The sequence below is a fragment of the Mucilaginibacter pedocola genome (genome assembly GCF_002013915.1).
GTDB lineage: Bacteria > Bacteroidota > Bacteroidia > Sphingobacteriales > Sphingobacteriaceae > Mucilaginibacter > Mucilaginibacter pedocola.
Genome location: NZ_MBTF01000034.1, coordinates 423,206 through 442,419 on the forward strand (window position 1 = coordinate 423,206; position 19,214 = coordinate 442,419).

The window sequence follows — 19,214 nt, forward strand, 5'->3', positions numbered from 1 at the left end:
TAAGCCGTTTAAATTTACATTAAGCCCTACAAATCAACACTTAAATTATTTCGATAAGTTTTTAAGCAACATTTAATTAATTATATTTATTGCAAAACTTTCCAGCCTTGAAACTTATCGATAGCCTAAGCCACACAAGCAAATTGTGCGGCCCCGTTTGTGCCCCCGTAAAACCACCTGTAAAGGCCTCGTTAGGCACACAGGTTGCCGATTTTTTCAGCAATATATTCAGCACTGCCGATTGGCCCCCGCGCTGGCATTGCGGCAGCTGGAGCGATTTCCATGGCTGGCTGTACATTATATCCGACATTGGCATTTGGGCGGCCTATTTTGCTATCCCCATCATGATGCTTTTACTGTTGCGCAAGAAGAAAGATATCCCCTTTCATAAGATCTTTCTGCTTTTTGTGGCTTTTATACTGCTTTGCGGGCTCACGCATTTGATTGATGCTGCCATATTTTGGTGGCCCGCCTACCGCCTCAGTGCGTTGGTGCGTTTTATTACGGCTGTCGTATCCATATTTACCGTATATGCCCTGTACCGAGTAATACCCCTGGTGTTTAACTTGCGCACCGTTGCCGAGCTGGAGGCTGAAATAGAGAAGCGCCGCATTGTAGAAGAAAAACTAAGCCAAAATGAAATAGCCCTCAACCGCTCGTTGGAGCTTACCACGCAGCACAACCAGCAACTAAAAAACTTTACGCACATCCTATCGCACAACATACGCAACCATGCCAGCAACATCGCTTTAGTATCGAGCCTGGTTCAAATTGAGAAGCTGGATAAAACTAATGCCGAACTGTTCGAAAAAATAAACAATGTATCGCGGTCGCTCAACAATACGCTGGAAGACCTGTCGCACGCCATTAAAATAAAGGAGAGTGTTATCAAATCAACCACGCTTAATTTTGAGGCAGTTACCGATGGAGTGCTGAAAATATTCGAGTCGGACCTTAAGGTAAATAATGCTAAATTCGCCGCCGATTTTGAGGCTGCAGAGGTAACTTTCCCGCACATTTACCTGGAAAGTATACTGATCAACTTAATATCCAACGCCCTGAAATACCGGCGGGCAGATATTCCGCTGGAAATAAAATTAAAAACGTATATTAACAACCAGTTACGTACGGTTTTAGAGTGCAGCGATAATGGATTAGGCATAGACCTTACCCTGCACGGGAAAAAGATATTTGGGTTGTATAAAACCTTTCACAACCGTAAAGACGCGCACGGCGTTGGGTTGTTTTTAGTGAAGACTCAGATAGAATCGCAGGGAGGGCAAATAGAAGTAGAGAGTACACCGGGTAACGGTGCAACGTTTAAAATAATTTTTTGATGACTAAAGTTGATATTGCATGTGTGGTTGACGATGATGAGATATACACCTTCACCGTTAAACGCATCATAGGCCGATCTGAAATTGCTAACAAAACCATATTCTTCCATAACGGGCAGGCTGCATTAGATTTTTTTATAGCCAATGCGCACAACGCCGAAGCCCTGCCCGACCTGATACTGCTCGACATTAATATGCCTGTATTGGATGGGTGGCAGTTTTTGGCCGAATATGTAAAGCTGGTGCCCGAAATGGGCAAGAAGATCACTGTATTTATCGTTAGCTCATCTATCGATGAGGAAGACTACGCCCGCGCCCGCGCTATTGAAATTGTTAGCGATTTTATAGTAAAGCCGTTAACGGTAGATCACCTGCACGAAATTTTAAAGAGAGTACAGGAAGCGGAATAACACCACAAAGCTTTCTCCTGATGTTAAATGAGATTCCAATGCTACATACCCTGCAGTGCGCTAAAGCCGTATGTAAAGCAATTTGTTATTTCGGAAAACGCCGAGGCCCAAACCTATAAAGTACTCCCCGGCACATCGCTGGTAATGGGGTTCCAGTACTCGGGCACTTTAGCATTTGAAAACGGCTCTGCAAATGTTTCTCTCGCCACATCGGGCATTACGGGTTTACTTGATACCTACCGCGTATTTAAAAACTCCCCCAACATTGGTACGGTGCTGGTGATGTTCACCGAAACAGGTGCCGCCAATTTCCTCCGCCTACCGCTTAATGAGTTATTTGGCGAAAGCATTCCGCTCAATAATTTCTTCTCACATAATCAACTGGCCGAAACAGAAGAGCGGCTTTGCGCTGCAGGTACCGATACCGAACGCATTGCAATAGTAGAAAATTTACTGCTCGCTCGCCTAAACCCGCTCTCGCCCGACCTACTGGTGAACAAGGCCATCGAAACCATCTATCAACACAATGGCAACGTCCGAATAGCCGAATTGGCCAACCAACTGCATACCAGCCAAAGCCCGCTCGAGAAACGCTTCCGCAGTTTAGTGGGTGCAACGCCAAAAAAGTTCGCTTCTATTATACGCATCAAGGCGGTAATGCATGCGCTTAAGCAAACAAATTATCGCGAGGTTATCTATCGGTCGGGCTATTTCGACCAGGCGCATTTTATTAAGGACTTTAAAAGTTTTACAGGCGTAACGCCGGAGCAATACCTAAAAGATATTTAGGCAACGCAGCATATACCTCTATTTAAAACCATGCTTAATTTTAGCAACAACAAAGTCCGCATAGCGGACGAAACATATTGTAGCCGTGGGTTTCAACCCACGGGGAAGCACGGCCCGTATTAAACGATTTTTTACAATGGGCAGTAGCACGGGCTCGGTAGTTTTGCATCATCAAATCAAAGCACCATGTTCACACTACAGCAACTAAAAGCAGCGCACAGCAAAGTAAAAACCGGCGCCGATTTCCCGGCGTACATTCAGGAAATAAAACAGCTCGGGCTGATAACCTATGAATATTGGGTTGCCGACGGGCACACTATTTACTACGGCGAAGGCGGGCATAGAGTATCATCGCCGGCCATATACGAGTCGCTGCAAATAGCATCATCATCCTCTGCCGATGCTTTGCGTAACACTATCACCATACACCAGCAAGGGCAAACCGATTTTATAACCTTTTGCAAACAGGCTTCCGATGCTGGCGTAGAAAAATGGGTAATAGATACCCAAAAAATGCTTTGTATTTACTACGATGCGGCAGGCAGCCAGATGGTAGCAGAACCTATACCACAGTTGGGCTATCAATTTTAACGCACTACAAAACAACTATTTAGCAAAATAAACCACCGATTTGTATCGTTTTCATCAGTAGCCCCGTAATGTTGGTATTACAAAAAAAAAAATTTATGATGAAAAACGTTCAACACAATTCAAGGAAGTGGGCAGGCATGGTCGGGATGATGTGTTTGCTGGCCGTGGCGCTAAGCTCATGTTTAAAAACTAACGATAACCAGCCGCAAGCGCCTATTGCACTGCTATCAGTGATCAACGCTGCACCGGATGCACCTTCGCTCGATTTCTACTTAGATGCCAATAAGGCAAACGTATACTCTTTTGGCTTTGGAAACGGTATTGATTATGTGAGCGCTTACACCGGCAAACGTACTGCTAAATTTACTACAGCGGGTACACAAACCGTCTACAAATCTGACACGCTTACGCTTAACCAAAACAGGTATTACTCGTTGTTTCTGACCAACACCACAGGCAATGAGCAACTTTTGTTATTGAGCGATACTATTGCTAAACCGGCAGATGGCAAAGCAGGCGTAAGGCTGATAAACCTTAGCCCCGATGCTCCGGCTGTTGACCTGGTTATAAAAGATGGCGCTACAGTTGTTGCTAACAAAGCCTTCAAAGCTTACTCTGGCTTTGTACCGGTTGCTTCAAACAAGTACACGCTTGAAATTCGCCAGGCAGGCACTGCTACCGTATTAGCTACGCTAACAAACGTTAACTTAAGCAATGGCTCGTTATACACCGTATGGTTACAAGGCCTTGCAGCAGCCGGCACGCCCGACGCTAAAAAACTGGCTGGAAAAATTCAAACCAACGTTTACTACTACTAAACGCATTCTCACCTACCTATTTAAAAACAGGAAACCGGCCATAGCGCCGGTTTTTTTGTTTTATATGATAACCGGCTTCAGGGCTTTATAACCGTGCTACGGCTGCGCGAGGGTTTTACCTCCGCGGGAGCTGCCTGCTCTTTACTTAAGCGCCTTACTATCCAGGGCAAAGTAAGCCCCTGCCCTACTACGGTAAACAGCACTACCACTACCGATATAAAAATGATATCGTTACGCTGCGGAAAGGGCGTACCATCGGCAAGTTTAAGCGGCAAACCGATGGCAATGGCCAACGATACAATGCCCCGCATACCCGACCAACTGATGATAAAGCAGTTCTTCAGGTCGAGCAAGGCATCTTCGGTTATTTTATGTTTGCCCTTGGCAAAAGCTTTTTGCAGGTTTATTCGTTGGCCAAACACGCGCCACATAAGCAGAATAAGCGCAACCACGGTGATTACAAACGAATACCCAACATAGGGCCAAACCTGGCTGCTATCGATATGCTTTATCACAAAAGGCAATTGCAGCCCCAAGAAGATAAATATAAGCCCGTTGAGCAAAAAGATAATGATATCCCAAATGTTCTTCGATTGCTCTTTCAAGCTATCCGGAAAAACCTTACTGCTGAAACGGGCAATCCCCAGCCCTAAAACCACTACCGCAATAACACCCGATACGTGCAATTCCTCGGCAACGCGGTAGGTTACAAAGGGTGCCAGCAACATAAAACTAATAACGGCCAAACTATTCTGCTTAATGCGCTGAATAATCATGGCCAGTATTTTAGACATTACCGCCCCTACCAAAAAGCCGCCTGCCATTAGCCCCAAAAACACCAAACCCGCCTTCCAAAACACAAAGGCTGCACCGGTTACGGCGGCCACCGCAAAACGGTATACCACCAATGCCGAAGCATCATTCACCAGGCTCTCGCCTTCTAAAATAGTATTGGTTTTATGCGATAGCCCAAGCCCTTTGGTAATACTCATGGCCGCCACGGCATCTGTTGCCGAAAGGATGGCACCAAGAACAAAAGATACCGGCCATGTCATCCCCGGTATCATATAATGTGCTACCACGGCAATACCCGCCGCTGTAACAAACACCAGCGAAATAGCCAGCGTGCTGATGGTGCTTATATTGGTTTTAAAAGTTTGGTAGTTGATATTAAAGGCAGCATCGTACAACAAGGGCGGCAAAAATATCAGGAAAACTATCTCGGGGTCAAGTTCAATATCGGGCAGGCTGGGTACAAAACCAATACCCACACCGGCTATAATCAGTAGGACGGGCGTAGGCAGCTTTACCTTATCGGCAATAGCCGAAAACCCTATCATAATAGCGAGGATGAAGATGACGATACTGTAGTTTTCCATGCGGTATTTAAAGGTAACAGATAAATTAATATCCTGTTCTTTTTTGGGAGGACGCCATTGTGGCTATTTTACCGCAAAGGGCGCAGAGAATTTGCATATCTGTTAACGCAAAGAAACGCAAAGCCTTGCAAACTAAATAAAAGATTTAGGTTTATGGTAATAAGCCTTATAGCGGTTATATCTTATTCTTAAAAATAGCGACAAAACAGGCTTTGCGCTTCTTTGCGTTTTTTCTCTGCGTTCTTTGCGGTTAAACTCCGCCGCAAAAAAAAAAGCGCAGATTCACCATCTACGCCTTTCAAATTCCAAAAAGATATCCTTACAAAGTCTTCATATCAATTACAAACCTGTAACGTACATCACCTTTTTCCATGCGTTTGTAGGATTCAGTAACATCTTTGATATCGATCAGCTCGATATCTGATACGATGTTGTTTTCGGCGCAGAAATCCAACATTTCCTGGGTTTCTTTTATGCCGCCAATGCCCGATCCGGCAAGGCTTTTACGGCCGCCTAACAGGCTGAATGCCGCTACTTGAGCAGGCTCGGGCGGTACGCCAACGCATATCATCACACCATTGGTGCGCAATAACGATAGGTACATATTAAAATCGTGCGGGGCCGATACGGTATCCAAAATAAAATCGAAAGTACCCATGGCAGCTTTAATTTGCTCAGGGTCTTTAGTTACCACAAAATGGTGCGCACCCAGTTTTTTAGCATCTTCTTCCTTAGCAGGCGAGGTGCTTAGCACGGTAACTTCGGCACCAAAAGCAACGCCGAACTTAACACCCATATGGCCCAAACCACCTAAGCCCAACACGGCAAGTTTATGCCCTTTGCCAACTTTCCAGTGGCGCAGCGGCGAGTAGGTAGTAATACCGGCACACAACAATGGCGCAACAGCGGCCAGGTCGACACCTTCTTTTAAAGATAGCACAAATTCTTCGCGAACAACAATGGTGCTTGAGTAACCACCATAGGTAGGCATCGAGCCATCGCGCTCCATGCTGTTGTAGGTTTGGGTGCTGCCTTCCAGGCAATACTGCTCCAGATCTTGCTTGCAGTTTTCGCAAACCTGGCAGCTATCAACCATACAGCCGGTTGCGGCAAGGTCGCCTACTTTAAATTTTGTTACGTGGTTGCCCACTTTTACAACGCGGCCCACAATCTCGTGGCCGGGCACCATCGGGAATATCCCGGGGAACCAGTCGTTTTTAATTTGGTGAAGGTCCGAGTGGCACACGCCGCAGTACAAAATATCAAACTGCACATCGTGTGGGCCAACTTCGCGGCGCTCAAAGTCCCAGGGCGCCAGGTCGGTTTTCTCGTCCCGGGCTGCATAAGCTTTTGCTTTGATCATGGTAAATTTAGTTTTTGATAAGTAAGTTTTCGTTTTTCGGCCGAATGGCCTAAACAAATATACACCCACATATTGCTATGCAAAGCACAACTCATCAAAATTACTTTTACATTGCACCAGGAGCAAAAAGGGGCATTTTTGTCCATTAAATTTAATTAGTAATTTAATATCCTTACCGGCACTTTAAGTAACTCATAATAAATGGAGAAGCGCATACTTTTTTTTCAAAAAATGCCGATATTCCAAATCTGTTTAAGAACCTTTTGCGTATACATTGGAGAAGCTGCCCGGCTGTTAGTTATTTTTTACCGTCGGCAGTTTTTTGTTTATACCCCTAATTGATAATGATAAGCCCAACCCCTACGGCATATATTCACCGTGTAAGCGTTCTTTTAAAAAAGCTTTTGCTTTTTTTCTTTTTTGCTGTTCCCCAAATTCTTGCTGCTCAAATTTCCGACGAACGCTTCCGCCATATCAGCGATGAGCAGGGCCTCTCAAACAGCACCATCAATTGTATTTATCAGGATAGCCGCGGCTTTATGTGGTTCGGCACGCGCGACGGGCTTAACCGCTACGATGGCATCAACGCTGTTATCTTCCGTACCGATAGCGCTAACAAAGCCAGCATTGGCGATAACTTTATCAACTGCATTTACGAAGACGGCAACCATAAACTTTGGATAGGCACCTCAAACGGAATAAGCCGCTATGACCCTATTACTAAAACTTTCCGCAATTATCCGCTGCCGCATGCAAAATGCGTAACTGCTATTACAGCTTACAATGCCGGTAAACTTTGGGTAGCCACGCTGGAAGGAGGTGTAGACCTGTTCGATATGCAAAGCGGTAGCATTAAAGAACTTAGGCATTCTAATGGCGGCATCAATTCTGATTCGGTAAACACCCTCTATCGCGACAAGCAAAACCATCTTTGGGCAGGCACGCAAAAGGGACTGAGCCTTTACGATGATAAAAGCGGCACCTTTAAACCCTTTGCTATTGCAGGGTTAAGCGGCAACAAAAACATCGTATCGATAGCGGAAGGCATGGGCCAAAACCTGTGGCTGGGCATCAACGAGGTGGGCGTAGCACGTTACGGCCTTGCCGATAAAAGTTTCAGGTTATTCAGCAATCAGGCTAATGACCCGGGCAGCCTGTCGGGCAATTTAATTTTGCAGGTATTTGCCGATAAAGATGGCAATATTTGGGTAGGAACGGTTAACCAGGGCATGAACCTTTTCAGGCCAAAAACCAACAGCTTCCATAAATATCGCCCTAAACCCGAGAATCCGTCGGGCTTATCTAACATGACGGTATCTGCCATTTACCAGGATAACCAGGGCAGTATGTGGATAGGCACCCACCGCGGCGGCGTAAACCTTTATGTGGCCGAGGCCGATAAATTTAAACTTTACCGCCCCGGTATAAGCACCAACACGCTTACTTACGATGATGTGAAAGAACTTTACGAAGACCGTAAAGGCAACATCTGGATAGGTACGGATGGCGGCGGGATAGATCTTTACAACCGCGAAACCGAAAGCTTTAAGCACTATAAAAACCAGCCGGGCAACCCAAAAAGCCTGTCATCAAACAACATACAGGATATTACCGAAGATGCTGCGGGCAACCTTTGGGTAGGTACCTGGGGCAGCGGCCTAAACCTGATGGACGCCAAAACCGGCACCTTCACGCGGTTTACCAATAACCCTGCCGTTGCTGGTTCTATCAGTTCCGATTTCCTGCAAGCCATGCTGCTGGATAGCAAGGGCAACTTTTGGGTTGGCACCTATTACGGTGGACTGAATCTGCTTGATACCAAAACACATCGCTTTACCCGCGTTACCAAAAGCCCTGATGGAAAAACCAGCTTCAGTGGTAAAAACGTGGTGTCCATAGCTGAGGATAAAGAAGGCAATGTTTGGTTCGGTACCGATGATGGCGGGCTTAATAAGTACAGCTTAACCGATAAACAATTTACGCACTATTTAGACCCGGCCATTAAAAAGACCGACTCGCGTGTGTTGTTTGCCGATAGCAAAGGCCGCTTTTGGGTGGGTATGGCGGGCTTATACCTGCTCGATAAAAAGACTAACGACTTTAAATTATTCACTCAAAAAGCCGGGCTTAATATCAACTTCATTAAAGGCATTGCCGAAGATAAACGCGGCAACCTTTGGATATCTACCAATCGCGGCGTAGTAAAGCTCAACCCCGAAACCGGCGTAACCAAGCAATACAATACTTACGATGGTTTACAGGGGATGGAGTTTGAGGCCAACGCGTACCTCAAAACCCGCAACGGCGAAATATTTTTTGGTGGCATAAAAGGCTTCAATAGCTTTTACCCCGATAGCGTAAAAACCAACCTGCAGCCGCCGCCGGTTTACATTACCGATTTCCAGATATTCAACAAAAGCATTGTTACCGGTGCCAAAGATTCGATACTAAAACTTGGGGCCACCTATACTAAGTTGATCACACTCAACTACAAACAATCATCTATAGCGTTCAGCTTTGTGGCGTTGAATTACATTATCAACCGCAACAACCAGTACAAGTACAAACTGGAAGGCTTTGATGACGATTGGATAACCGCCGGCGAAGAGCATCGTGCCAGTTACACCAACCTTTCGCCGGGCACGTATACTTTTAGGGTGATAGCCTCCAATAACGATGATGTTTGGAACACGCAGGGAGCAACCATCACTGTGGTGATAAACCCTCCGTTTTGGGTGACCACGTGGTTTAGGGTACTGGCGGTGCTGTTTATTATAGTGGCTATTTATACCATTTACTACATCCGCGTAAGCACTATAAAACGACAAAAACGCGAACTGGAGATACAGGTTGCCGAGCGGACGAAAGAAGTGCGTCTGCAGGCCGAAGAGCTATTGCAGGCCAACGAAGAACTGCACGCACAATCGGAAGAGCTGCAAACCCAAAGCGATTACCTGCAGGACTTGAACGATGCCCTGGCCATACAAAAAGAACAGGAACAAACGGCCCGCGAAGATGCCGAAAAGGCCAACCAGGCCAAGAGCATCTTTTTGGCTACCATGAGCCACGAGATACGCACACCGATGAACGGCGTTATAGGCATGGCCTCCCTGCTATCCGAAACCAAACTGGACCATGAGCAGCGCGAGTACACCGATACCATTATCAACAGCGGCGAGAGCCTGCTGAGTGTGATAAACGATATCCTCGATTTCTCGAAGATAGAATCGGGCAAGATGGAAGTAGAGCACGAAGATTTTGTGCTGCGCCGCACCATTGAGGAAGTGATGGACCTATTCGCCAAAAAAGCTACCGAGCAGCGGATAGACCTCGTTTACGAAATAGATGAGAACGTACCGCAGCACATTATAGGCGATAGCCTGCGGGTGAAACAGGTACTCATCAACCTGATCAATAACGCCATTAAGTTTACCTCGAAAGGTGAAATTTTCGTGAAGGTATTCCTTACCGAGAACTCAGCACCCGGCAACCTGCAAATCGGTTTTACCGTGAAAGATACCGGTATAGGCATCCCTCAGGAAAAACTGTCGCGCCTGTTTAAGGCCTTCTCTCAGGTAGATTCATCTACCACCCGCAAATACGGCGGCACAGGTTTGGGCCTTGCTATATGCGAGCGATTGGTACACCTGATGGGCGGCGAAATTTGGGCGGATAGTGTTTATGGGCAAGGCTCGGTATTCGGCTTCTTCATCACTACCGATGAGAGCAAAAACCCGATAAAAGACAACCACATATACGACCTGAGTAGCCTGGCCGGCACACAGGTTTTGGTGGTTGACGATAATGCGACCAACCTTACCATTATAGAACGCCAGCTGGCCAATTGGAAACTGAAACCGGTACCGGTTCTGTCCGCCTATGACGCTTTAAAAATACTTGGCGAAGAGAACGACATTAAGCTACTGATAACCGATATGGAAATGCCGCTAATGGACGGCATAGACCTGGCCAAGCAGTTGAAAGTGAAATACCCCGCCCTACCGGTTATTATGCTTAGCTCGATAGGCGATGAAACGCGTACTAAATACCCGGGGCTGTTCTCGTCGATACTGGTAAAACCGGTTAAGCAGCACCATTTGTACGAGGCTATAAACAAAGCCTTTAATAAGCAAGCCACTGCCACTGCAGAAGTCGCAGGTAAAAAGGTATTGGAGGCCGATTTTGCAGAAGCGCATCCGCTTAGCATTCTGGTTGCCGAGGATAACATGATCAACCAAAAACTGATAGACCGCGTATTGGGTAAACTGGGTTACAAACCCGAGATGGTAGAGAACGGTTTAGAGGTGCTGGAAAAATTGAAGGAAAAGGAATACGATATTATACTGATGGACATACAGATGCCGCAAATGGACGGACTGGAAGCCACCAAACACATACGCGAAAACAACGGCTACCAACCCTACATTGCAGCCATGACGGCCAACGCCATGCCCGAAGACCGCGAGATATGCATACAAGGCGGCATGGACGATTATCTATCAAAACCAATGAAGCTTGAGGATCTGGTTGGGGTATTGAAAAGGGTAACGGAAGCGAAGGACCTGGCGTAGTTACTACGAGTCGGTGGTGGTAAAAACATAATACACAATGCCCTGCCGCCCCGTCAGGGGCGAAAGCTTTGTAGAAAAAAACGTACAACCAATCTGTCGAGTGCCGTAGGTACTCAACGAAATGGAGTTCAACACCTAACGGCGTTGATTTGCTTTTACTATATTTTCTACAAAGCTTTAACCTCTACGGGGTTGTTACAATTGGCTCAATTGCTTTGCCCTACCGGGACATTTAATGGTATTTAAAATACCTATTTCTTCACTTTACCTTTTAACATACGTGCGGCTTGTGTATAACCACCTTCGGAGCCATCAACGAAATGAATGTGCCCGTCCTTTAGGTCGCGAACGTAACAGGACATAATTGAGGCGCGGCTTACATGCAACCCGTAAATGAGTTTACCATCGGCTTCTAATTCGTCTAAAACTTTTGTAAGGCTATTGCGCTGTTTCGTGGTGCCCGATATTACGGTATTTATCTTGCCATCTATCACCAGTGTATCAGCCATTTCTACCAGGCTTTTCAGGTATTTTTTACCATTGCGAGTATGGAAGTAAAGGTACCCGAACAGCCCCGTTGCCCAGGTTTTAAGTAGTTGAAGCCATTTTACACGGCCAATACGGGCAATCATTTCGGTACTTATTTTAGAGAAGGTACTGTTGAACCTGAGCTTCGCGACAGATATAGGCTGGCGCTTTTGCGGCGGGCCGTAAATATTATCCATCGCATCTATCACCTCCTTAAACACTTCCGATTGGCGATGGCCGGGTAGCGCTACAACCAACAGGCTCACCACCTCCTCCTTATTCTCGGGCGGGGCTATGCGGTCCCAGCGGCATTGCATACCGCTCAGGTCAGGCTCAGTAGTTGCGCCGGTGGCGGCCAGCATGTAATCTTCACCCTTGATGATGCGTTCGGCATGGTTAAGCCCGTTGCCTAACACCACCGGGATAAAGAATGTTTCGCTGCTGCTAAAGCGGGCTATATGCAAATGATGCCCGGCTTCATAAATATCCTTTACCGGTATGGTACCGGTGCGCAGTTCTAACCCGAAGTTTTCTTGTGTTTGCATTTTGTAAGCCGCCAGCGCCTGCATGGCCTGTTCGATAATTTCGGGTGGCAAAATAAATGTAGCACCATCCCCACCGAAAAAGAACGGCACAGTTACGCCCATACCAAAAGCAATATTCAGCACGGTTACAATACTGCCGGTGGCAATCAGGTTAACGTTCTCGTGCGAGCCATTCAGTACCGATTTAGTGGAGTTCTTGATATCGGTAACCACCACATGCCAGTTGGCCGGCACATCAGCAAAAAGCGCATCGCTCACCAGCAGCTCACCTAAAGGCATGCGGTTAATAGGCAATTGCGCATAAAACTGGCTGTTATCGGCAGGCATGGGTTGATGTTTATTTATAAAGATATACGAGTTAATATTAGCATTGGGATGTATCGGCTTGAAGCGCCATTTTGAATTTACACGGCTTTCATTTTGAAATTACATGGGTTTTATTTTGAAATTACATGAATTCAATAGGCAAACAAATGACAATCAATACTATTTAATAGTTGCCAATACCGGCATATGGTTAGCGCCGTATATCAGCCAGGCATTTACGGCGAGATATGCGAAAAGCAGCACTTGCGCACATAAAAAATCGAAGCGTTTGGCTTGGTCTATCTTTTCCAGTTTCACCAACCTGAGTGAATAGGCGGTGCATATAATTACCGTTAGGATGAATAACAACGTAGTGCCATGCAAACTATCCACTAATGTGAAGGTCGTCGATTCGGGCAAGGCCGAATCGACAATATACTTGTTACCAATAACTGCGAACAGCGCCCCCACGCTAAGCCCAAAGCGCGAATCGATACTATCCGTATGGATGTAAAAACACATGTAGGCTATCAGGAAGGCCACGTACATACCAAGGAACATCTTCCAAAAGAGGCCCATGGCATCGCGGTCTATCTGTAGCCGCATTTTAAAATTGCTGTATTCGGTGTGGGGTTTGGGCAGGCTTTCGTCACCGAAGGCCGTTTCGTATTTTTTGATGCCGGTGGTAATATCGAGGCTGTCTACTGTCCAGCCGCGCAGGGTGAAACGTTTATCAAAGTGCTCGCCCAGCGTATCCGCCTTAAACACCAGCGATTTTGAGTCGAACTGCGAGTTCTCGATAGAAAAGCGCAATTTCTGTTTATCAAACGGGAAGTTATTAATGGCCCAGGTATCCTTCATTACACACTGCAGTTTCATCAGCAGGTAAATGCGCCCGCCTGTGCTATCAACTGTAGAGTAGGATGTAGTGAACGATTTCGCCTGCGGAATTTCGAGGTTCTTCACAAAATCGAACTTTTTGTTTTTGTATTTGAGCCACAGCCACAGGTTGATGTTGTACTCTTTATCCTTAAAGTTGATATCGTGTATACTAGTTACATAAATGCCGGCCGTCACGGTATCGGGAGCAGCCTTTTGCGCTTTTGCTGAAAAAACAGGGAATAAAAATGCAATAAGTGCGATGGCTAAAACTATGCGTTGGATGTTTTTCATGAAAGGGGCTTAAACAGCTAAAATTAGCTTTTTTTTATTTCAAAGCGCATAACCATCTATAACAACCTTAATTCAAATTAACCAACTATTGATACGTTATGACGAATTAAAAATTTGCCTTGCCCAAAGGCATTTATTTATCTTGGCTAACCTTCGTGACCTATTTTTTTATGAGATTTTTTAAACCATTTTTCCTAAGCTTTGCTTTAGGCCTTTTACTCCCTTTTTCCGTTTTCGCACAGCGAAATGATGGTGCTGTTATACCCGGCGATTTTGCCGACCCATCCATCATCCGCGTAAAAAATACCTATTACGCTGTGGGTACCTCGTCGGAATGGGCGCCGCATTTCCCCATTTATAAATCTACCAATTTAAAAAACTGGCAGCAGGTGGGCTACGCTTTCGATAAAACGCCCGCGTGGACATCCGGGTCATTCTGGGCGCCCGAGTATTATAAGATCGGCAATACCTATTACCTGTACTATACCGCCCGCCGCAAATCCGACAATACCTCCTACATCGGCGTGGCCACTTCCCGCTATCCCGACAAAGGCTTTGTAAACCATGGCGTGCTCATCCCATTCGGTAAAGAAGCTATAGATGCTTTCATTTTTAATGATAACGGGCAGCTGTACATCACCTTTAAAGCTTATGGTTTAGACAACCGCCCTATCGAGATATTGGGCTATAAGCTTTCTGCCAACGGCTTGAAATTGGAAGGCGAACCTTTCTCACTATTAAAAGATGAGCCGCGTATAGGCATGGAAGGGCAAAGCATCCTGAAAAAAGATGGCTACTACTACTTGTTCTATTCCGCCGGCAATTGCTGCGGAACCGGTTGCAGCTACAACATCAGGGTAGCACGCGCCAAAAACTTTGCAGGCCCGTATGAGGTGTATGCTAATAACCCTATCCTTTCCGAAAACGAAAAGTGGAAATGTATGGGGCATGGCACTTTTGTAACCGGTACAGACGGTGCCGAGTACTACCTGCACCACGCCTACAACCGCGAAAGCACCGTATACACCGGCAGGCAGGGACTGATGTCGCAACTTACCTGGCCACAAAACCATGGCTGGCCCGTGTTTACCACGCAAAAACTTGCAGGTGGCATTGTGCCAAACATAACAGACAACTTCAATACTGCAAGCATAGCCAAATATTGGGCATGGGACTTCCGTAATTCTACCCCTAAAATAAAACAGCAGGCCGGCACATTGCATCTATCGGGCAGTACAAAAGCGGGTAACCAAACAGGCATTGTATTGGCAGCACGCTCGTTTTCGGGCAGTTTTGATATGGCCGTAACCGTAGCCAATAACAACACGGCCTTAAAAGGCCTTGCCTACTACGGCGATGCCAATGCGGCGTTGGGGATAGGTACCCAAAACAACAAGGTGATAGTATGGCAGGTGGCCGACAATAAGTTTGCTAATCTTGCAGAGGCATCAATAAAAAATACATCGCCCGTAGAGGTAAAGTTTGAGGTAGCAGAGGGTAAAGATATCCGTTTCTTCTATCGCCAGGGCAAAACTGCCTGGACAGAGTTAAAAACCGCCGAGCCTGCAAAACTTTCATCGCTACCACAATGGGACCGCAGCCCGCGTGGGGGGCTGCACTTTAAAGGTGCCGCAAATCAGGAAGCGGCATTTAAAGCATTCAGCGTAGTAAACAAATAAAGACTTTCCCTAACCCTAATCAGTAAGGCGATCTCGAAGAGGCATAACCTCATCAGATCGCCTTTTTTATTTACCGCTTATTCGCCATCGAAAGCTTTTTGGATGGTAGCAACATCCACTTCCCCATCCCCATAAAACTAGACGTAATGCGCTCTATCTGTTCGGGCGTGCCGTTTTTCAATCCATTCAGCATTACCACCGATGACACTTGCCACGATACACCGAACTTATCCTTCAGCCAGCCACATTGCCCGGGCTTGCCACCATCTGCCGGAAGGGCATCCCACAGATAGTCTACCTCTTCCTGCGTTTCGCATGGGATCAGCAGCGATACCGCATCGTTAAATTTAAAGCCATGCGGGTGCGCGCTATCCATAGCGGCTATCCAGGTTTTATCTGCATAAAAGTCGGCAAACATCAGCGAGCCTGCTTTATCCGGACCCATATCTTCCGGGCGGGGTGCGGTGGTGCCGCGTTTGCCATCTTTAAATATCGAGGTATAAAAATCAATGGCTTCCTCTGCCCTGCCGGCAGCATCTTCGGTAAACATCATCGATGGGATGATCACCGGGCGCTCTTCGCCTTCGGGGTTGGTGAGTATTAGTTGCCAGGATACGCCGTATTTATCGGCTACCCAACCATAGCGTTTGCTGAAAGGGTAGCTACCCAGCGGCATCATCACTTTGCCACCGTCGGACAACTTCTCCCAAACCTCATCTATTCGGGTAACTGCATCAGCATCCTGCGAGGGATCGAAATTGATCATGAAAGATATCGCGGGCTCTATCTTCAGCCCCGGGTTGTTGCTGCTGATACCCAAAAAAGACTGCCCGGCAAAAGTAAACTCTACAATATCACATTGGCCACCGCCCGGCATAGGGAAGTGGTTTACATAATCAACAGCCGAATTGGGCATTAGCGATGCATAAAATTCGGCAGCTTCTTTTGACTGGCCTTGATCGAACCAGATATGTGGTTTAATGGCTAACATGGTTTTTAAATTGGTGTTTAATAATAAGTGTTTTTAAAGAGTGATGTTTTAACGAAACAAAACTAACACAAACGCACACCATGCGTAAGGTGCCGAAAAGACATTTAAAGGGCTATTTGCGACAAACACTGCCCCAATGTTAAGTTTGTGCTTCGGTTCGCCATTAAACAAATGCATGCCTACATTTGCTGCATGAAAAAACGTGTTCTATCGGTATTGGCCGTTGCGCTGGCATTAGTATTGGTTTCGTGGGGATTTGTTGGGCACCAGGCAGTAGGCATCATAGCCGAAAAACACCTTACACCCGAGGCAAGCAAAGGTGTAAAATTACTGCTCGGCAGCGATTCGTTAAAGGATGTAGCCAACTGGGCCGATGATATTATTGACGAGAAAACCTTCCCGCAGCATTTTATCAACGTGCCGCTTGGTCTCTCGCGCGGGCAGTTCGATGATGAAATTACCAACCAGCCGCAGGATAACGTTTACAAAGCCATACAGGCCAAACAGGTCATTATTAAGAATCCCGGAAGCAGCTTTGAGGAAAAACAACAGGCACTCAAGTTCCTGGTACACTTTGTAGGCGATCTGCACCAGCCCTTCCATGTATCGCGCAAGGAAGACCAGGGCGGCAATACCATTATGCTGAAATTTGACGGGCGCGATGTAAACCTGCATTCGCTTTGGGATAGCCGCCTGATAAGCAAACAGGGCCTTAGCTCGGCACAAATGTCCGAAAAACTGGATACCGCGAGCGCCACCCAAATAAAACAATGGCAGGCCGATGACCTAAAAACCTGGCTTTGGGAAAGCTACCAACTAAGCACCCGCCTCTACGATGAGTGCAAACCCGGCACCGAACTGGGCGAAGAATTTTACCAATCGCACATTGGTATTGTAAACGAGCGTGTTGAAAAAGCAGGCATACGCCTTGCAGGGTTGTTGAACGTTTTGTTTACACCTAAACTTGTGAAAGCTCTGGAGAAAAAAGCATCTGCACAACCGGCAGCAGCGCCTGTAACTTACACACCGATAGAAATAGCTGATGCTGCCAAACACATTGGCGAAACCGTAAGCATAACCACAGAAGTAGCCGGCATTAAAGAACTTGACGGCATAACTTTGATAGACCTTGGCGCTGCGCAACCAAATACACCATTAACCATGGTTTTCCGCGGCGATGCAAGGGCATTTGCTGGCCCAATAAAAACCATTGGCACCAAACTCACCATCCACGGCAAAGTGGCCGACCGCCGGGGCAAACCGCAGATAGAAATTACCAAACCGGCGCAGCTGATAAAGCTGTAAAAAAGCGGCTGCAAAAATTTTTATTATAATTTTAAATTAACCCGTAATATAATATATTTGCAGCCCCAACGGGGGATTAGCTCAGCTGGCTAGAGCGCTTGCATGGCATGCAAGAGGTCATCGGTTCGACTCCGATATTCTCCACACTTGATAATCAGGGCTTTACGAGTTTTCGTAAAGCCCTTTCTCTTTCAAGTAAAACCCAAGTAAAACATAAATTGGTTTAAAAAGGTTTAAAATGAAACATTAATCTGGTATTCTCGATTGATGATCATTTGAAATCCCCCGCCATTTTTACCACCATTTACATTATATGATACGAATTTTTATTGATGACACCGGAAGTCCAGGTACAGTTAGTGAAAGTATTTATGACAGTAAAGATGCGAAGACATGGGTCGCACTTGTTCTAAATGATAGTGATTATAATGATGCCTGTTGCGAAATGACAGAACTTTTGAAAGACCTTACCCAAACAGGCCCGAAAGAATTTCACTTTTCAGATATCTTACAAGGACAGGGCGATTTTAAGTCTATGGAACTGGGTGAAAGATTGGCGATAATACATTATTTCGCCGATTATTTTAGAAATAAAAACTTCCCGGTTTTTGTACAAACTTTCACATCTAAAGATTATGAACGCAACCGGATAATCGCGGAGGGTAAGAATTTTAGAAAAGATAATTTCAAAGTAAGCGACAACGGAGATCTCGCACTTATTTGCCTTCTTGTTCAAATAAAAACTTATTTAGCTGAACACCGCCTTGATAATGAGGGACTGGAAATAATAATTGACTCCGGCAGGCAAAAAGGAGGGACAGTTCAAAAATGTACACTATTTGGCAGCAGGCTGAAAAATGAATTAATCAAATACGAAAAGTCACATGATGAGCCGATGCTACAATTGGCTGATTTTGCTGCATTTATGATGAACAAGCAACGACTGTTCCTTTCAAAATCCAATAATACTGATCTTGAAAAGACAATCAGGGAATACTTTACCTATGCGCAATTCAATGCCCCCAACATGGTTAAGATCCCGTTAAAAAGCGATGCGGACACAGTGGCGATATACGATACGTTATTTAGAAATAAATATAAACAGTCGGAAAACTTGCCGCGTTTAAGCGTGGAGGATTTTGTGGAAAGCTTTTACAATGCGCGGAATTAATTATTCCAGCTTTTAATATATTCTTCCAGATTATCTGCAATGACATTCAAATCGGATTTCCGGACAGTAATGTGCGGCGCGGCAGACGGGTTTCGGATGCTTCGCTGCAAATCCCTTAATTTTACAATCCGGATTTCATCACCTTCTTTAAAAGGCGCAGGGTCTTCAGTGATAATGTAAACATCAGTCGAATTTTCGTTCGTATTTAAATTCGATATTTGGCAAATCTGGCCAGCCATGGTGGGTGTCTCCATACTC

The 19,214-nt window shown here is 45.9% G+C and carries 15 protein-coding genes and 1 tRNA gene; 10 read left to right on the forward strand and 6 right to left on the reverse strand.

The genetic code is table 11. From position 1 onward, the window contains the following. Positions 1-107 precede the first annotated feature (107 nt). The 5 genes from BC343_RS22320 (at position 108) to BC343_RS22340 (ending at position 3,945) form a co-directional block, all read left to right on the forward strand. On the forward strand, positions 108-1,337 hold the full coding sequence (locus tag BC343_RS22320; protein ID WP_078350005.1) for a sensor histidine kinase: 1,230 nt from the start codon (positions 108-110) through the stop codon (positions 1,335-1,337). Next, entirely contained in the window at positions 1,337-1,747 is a 411-nt protein-coding gene (locus BC343_RS22325; RefSeq protein WP_078350006.1) for a response regulator, read from the forward strand. The genes BC343_RS22320 and BC343_RS22325 overlap by 1 nt, the downstream gene beginning before the upstream one ends. Before the next feature lie 27 nt (positions 1,748-1,774). Continuing rightward, positions 1,775-2,536, forward strand: coding sequence for a helix-turn-helix transcriptional regulator (locus BC343_RS22330; protein WP_078350007.1), 762 nt, complete (start codon positions 1,775-1,777; stop codon positions 2,534-2,536). Positions 2,537-2,722: 186 nt separating this feature from the next. Then, entirely contained in the window at positions 2,723-3,127 is a 405-nt protein-coding gene (locus tag BC343_RS22335) for a DUF1398 domain-containing protein (RefSeq protein WP_078350008.1), read from the forward strand. A 95-nt stretch (positions 3,128-3,222) separates the two neighbouring features. Then, complete coding sequence (locus BC343_RS22340) at positions 3,223-3,945, forward strand: DUF4397 domain-containing protein (RefSeq protein ID WP_162276914.1); 723 nt, start codon at positions 3,223-3,225, stop codon at positions 3,943-3,945. A 77-nt stretch (positions 3,946-4,022) separates the two neighbouring features. Here the strand turns inward: BC343_RS22340 and BC343_RS22345 are convergent, their stop codons facing one another. Continuing rightward, entirely contained in the window at positions 4,023-5,324 is a 1,302-nt protein-coding gene (locus tag BC343_RS22345; protein WP_078350010.1) for a Na+/H+ antiporter, read from the reverse strand. Between the two features lie 319 nt (positions 5,325-5,643). Next, a complete protein-coding gene (locus BC343_RS22350; RefSeq protein WP_078350115.1) occupies positions 5,644-6,687 on the reverse strand; it encodes an NAD(P)-dependent alcohol dehydrogenase in 1,044 nt (347 codons plus the stop codon). 344 nt (positions 6,688-7,031) lie between these two features. Here BC343_RS22350 and BC343_RS22355 point away from each other — a divergent pair, with 344 nt between their 5' ends. Next, the gene (locus tag BC343_RS22355; protein ID WP_078350011.1) at positions 7,032-11,258 is read left to right on the forward strand and encodes a hybrid sensor histidine kinase/response regulator; all 4,227 of its coding nucleotides are present in this window, start codon (positions 7,032-7,034) and stop codon (positions 11,256-11,258) included. A gap of 251 nt (positions 11,259-11,509) precedes the next feature. On the opposite strand, the gene BC343_RS22360 is transcribed toward BC343_RS22355, so the two are convergent. Together BC343_RS22360 and BC343_RS22365 are read right to left on the reverse strand one after the other, a co-directional pair. Further along, positions 11,510-12,658: a DUF3095 domain-containing protein gene (locus BC343_RS22360; protein ID WP_078350012.1), complete on the reverse strand. Its 1,149-nt coding sequence runs from the start codon at positions 12,656-12,658 to the stop codon at positions 11,510-11,512. 159 nt (positions 12,659-12,817) lie between these two features. Beyond that, the gene (locus tag BC343_RS22365; protein WP_078350013.1) at positions 12,818-13,810 is read right to left on the reverse strand and encodes a ligand-gated ion channel; all 993 of its coding nucleotides are present in this window, start codon (positions 13,808-13,810) and stop codon (positions 12,818-12,820) included. A gap of 170 nt (positions 13,811-13,980) precedes the next feature. On the opposite strand from BC343_RS22365, the gene BC343_RS22370 reads away from it, so the two are divergent. Then, a complete protein-coding gene (locus BC343_RS22370; RefSeq protein ID WP_078350116.1) occupies positions 13,981-15,489 on the forward strand; it encodes a glycoside hydrolase family 43 protein in 1,509 nt (502 codons plus the stop codon). A 70-nt stretch (positions 15,490-15,559) separates the two neighbouring features. Here the strand turns inward: BC343_RS22370 and BC343_RS22375 are convergent, their stop codons facing one another. Beyond that, the gene (locus BC343_RS22375; protein WP_143822311.1) at positions 15,560-16,480 is read right to left on the reverse strand and encodes a VOC family protein; all 921 of its coding nucleotides are present in this window, start codon (positions 16,478-16,480) and stop codon (positions 15,560-15,562) included. Positions 16,481-16,672: 192 nt separating this feature from the next. Here BC343_RS22375 and BC343_RS22380 point away from each other — a divergent pair, with 192 nt between their 5' ends. The 3 genes from BC343_RS22380 (at position 16,673) to BC343_RS22390 (ending at position 18,956) form a co-directional block, all read left to right on the forward strand. After that, positions 16,673-17,785 carry a S1/P1 nuclease gene (locus BC343_RS22380; RefSeq protein WP_162276915.1) on the forward strand — a complete coding sequence of 371 codons (1,113 nt, stop codon included), beginning with the start codon at positions 16,673-16,675 and terminating at the stop codon, positions 17,783-17,785. A gap of 70 nt (positions 17,786-17,855) precedes the next feature. Beyond that, positions 17,856-17,929: transfer RNA gene (locus BC343_RS22385), tRNA-Ala, on the forward strand. A 169-nt stretch (positions 17,930-18,098) separates the two neighbouring features. Then, positions 18,099-18,956, forward strand: a complete 858-nt coding sequence (locus tag BC343_RS22390) for a DUF3800 domain-containing protein (protein ID WP_078350015.1) — start codon at positions 18,099-18,101, stop codon at positions 18,954-18,956. Here the strand turns inward: BC343_RS22390 and BC343_RS22395 are convergent. Next, positions 18,953-19,195: a hypothetical protein gene (locus BC343_RS22395; protein ID WP_162276916.1), complete on the reverse strand. Its 243-nt coding sequence runs from the start codon at positions 19,193-19,195 to the stop codon at positions 18,953-18,955. The genes BC343_RS22390 and BC343_RS22395 overlap by 4 nt on opposite strands. Positions 19,196-19,214: the final 19 nt, after the last annotated feature.

Bases quoted from the DNA above. Each gene is read 5' to 3' on its own strand.
- BC343_RS22360 (WP_078350012.1), bottom strand. From the start codon at position 12,658: ATGCCTGCCGATAACAGCCAGTTTTATGCGCAATTGCCTATTAACCGC.
- BC343_RS22330 (WP_078350007.1), top strand. From the start codon at position 1,775: ATGAGATTCCAATGCTACATACCCTGCAGTGCGCTAAAGCCGTATGTA.
- BC343_RS22380 (WP_162276915.1), top strand. From the start codon at position 16,673: ATGAAAAAACGTGTTCTATCGGTATTGGCCGTTGCGCTGGCATTAGTA.
- BC343_RS22340 (WP_162276914.1), top strand. From the start codon at position 3,223: ATGATGAAAAACGTTCAACACAATTCAAGGAAGTGGGCAGGCATGGTC.
- BC343_RS22325 (WP_078350006.1), top strand. From the start codon at position 1,337: ATGACTAAAGTTGATATTGCATGTGTGGTTGACGATGATGAGATATAC.
- BC343_RS22365 (WP_078350013.1), bottom strand. From the start codon at position 13,810: ATGAAAAACATCCAACGCATAGTTTTAGCCATCGCACTTATTGCATTT.
- BC343_RS22345 (WP_078350010.1), bottom strand. From the start codon at position 5,324: ATGGAAAACTACAGTATCGTCATCTTCATCCTCGCTATTATGATAGGG.
- BC343_RS22375 (WP_143822311.1), bottom strand. From the start codon at position 16,480: ATGTTAGCCATTAAACCACATATCTGGTTCGATCAAGGCCAGTCAAAA.
- BC343_RS22390 (WP_078350015.1), top strand. From the start codon at position 18,099: ATGATACGAATTTTTATTGATGACACCGGAAGTCCAGGTACAGTTAGT.
- BC343_RS22335 (WP_078350008.1), top strand. From the start codon at position 2,723: ATGTTCACACTACAGCAACTAAAAGCAGCGCACAGCAAAGTAAAAACC.
- BC343_RS22370 (WP_078350116.1), top strand. From the start codon at position 13,981: ATGAGATTTTTTAAACCATTTTTCCTAAGCTTTGCTTTAGGCCTTTTA.
- BC343_RS22350 (WP_078350115.1), bottom strand. From the start codon at position 6,687: ATGATCAAAGCAAAAGCTTATGCAGCCCGGGACGAGAAAACCGACCTG.
- BC343_RS22355 (WP_078350011.1), top strand. From the start codon at position 7,032: ATGATAAGCCCAACCCCTACGGCATATATTCACCGTGTAAGCGTTCTT.
- BC343_RS22395 (WP_162276916.1), bottom strand. From the start codon at position 19,195: ATGGCTGGCCAGATTTGCCAAATATCGAATTTAAATACGAACGAAAAT.